A 1,042-nucleotide genomic window follows, 5' to 3' on the forward strand; every position below is an offset into this window, starting at 1 on the left:
AACTACGCCGAAGTGATACCGACTATCGATCTCGTGGAAAATGCCCTTGTTTTCAAATTCGACGAGTGCTTCGACACGACATTCCTCAAGTAGTTTCATCCGCAGATCCTTTGAGGATTGCCCGTTGAAGATCGCACCGGGGAGGACCTGTGCGATGTATCCGTTGCTGTTTGCGAGTTTGAAAACCCGTTCAAAGAACAGACTCGCTAGCTCGTTCTTGTAGGTCGCGGTCGTGCCGTTGATAGTCGGTGTCTGCAACTCGTACTCGGTGCTGTCTTTGAAGAATTCTGATTGGGCTTCGACGTTTTCCTTGTACCTCTCCCACTCGGATGCGATTCGGTCGCTTTTCAGGATGCTCTCTTGAACAAGGGATTTTGGTCCGGGTCTGTAAGTACGGAATTGTTCGTCGTACCGCGAAAAGAAGTCGTCTCTGCTCGCGCTGAGAACATCCCACGGTGGGTTTCCAACCACTACGTCGAATCCTCCTCTAGCGTAGACCTCCGCAAACTCTAGTACCCAGTGGAAGGGTTCGAACTCCCGAACCCGTTCGGGTGTGATTCCGTCGATCCCTGCGTCCTCGAACTCTTCGAGCACGCGCTCGTTGAGTTCCCCTCGATAGGTTTCGCGAAGGCGCTCGGCTTCGAGCAGATGCTCTCGCGCTACCCTGGTATTGGAGGCCTGCTTGTGCTGGCGGATTTCAGCGATCACCTTCTCGTATTTCGCGCGAACGGTGTCTGGTCCCCACGCGTCGATCCGCATCTGCGCTCCGCCCTCGTTCGTCTCCATCAAATCGGTATACCCGACGAGGCTATTCCCGTGCTGAACGTTGAATACGACGTTTGGGAGAGCGAGTTCGTCCTCGTTGTATTCTTCGACCTCCTCGGCATCGACCTCAGCAATGATCGAGAGCCAGAGTCGGAGTTTCGCTATCTCGACGGCGGGTTCGACGATGTCGACGCCGTAGATGTTCTCGACGACGGTTTGCTTGTGGTGTTCCCACGTTTGGGGATTATCCTCCGGGTCTTGGGGATGCTTTTCATAC

General features: G+C 54.4%; 1 protein-coding gene. It reads right to left on the reverse strand.

The window, feature by feature from the left end; all coding sequences use genetic code 11:
* Positions 1-1,042, reverse strand: a 1,042-nt coding sequence (locus D3261_RS20160) for a BREX-1 system adenine-specific DNA-methyltransferase PglX (protein WP_233554051.1), incomplete at both ends; no start/stop codon positions are given.

This window comes from Halococcus sp. IIIV-5B (assembly GCF_003602035.1).
Lineage (GTDB): Archaea > Halobacteriota > Halobacteria > Halobacteriales > Halococcaceae > Halococcus > Halococcus salsus.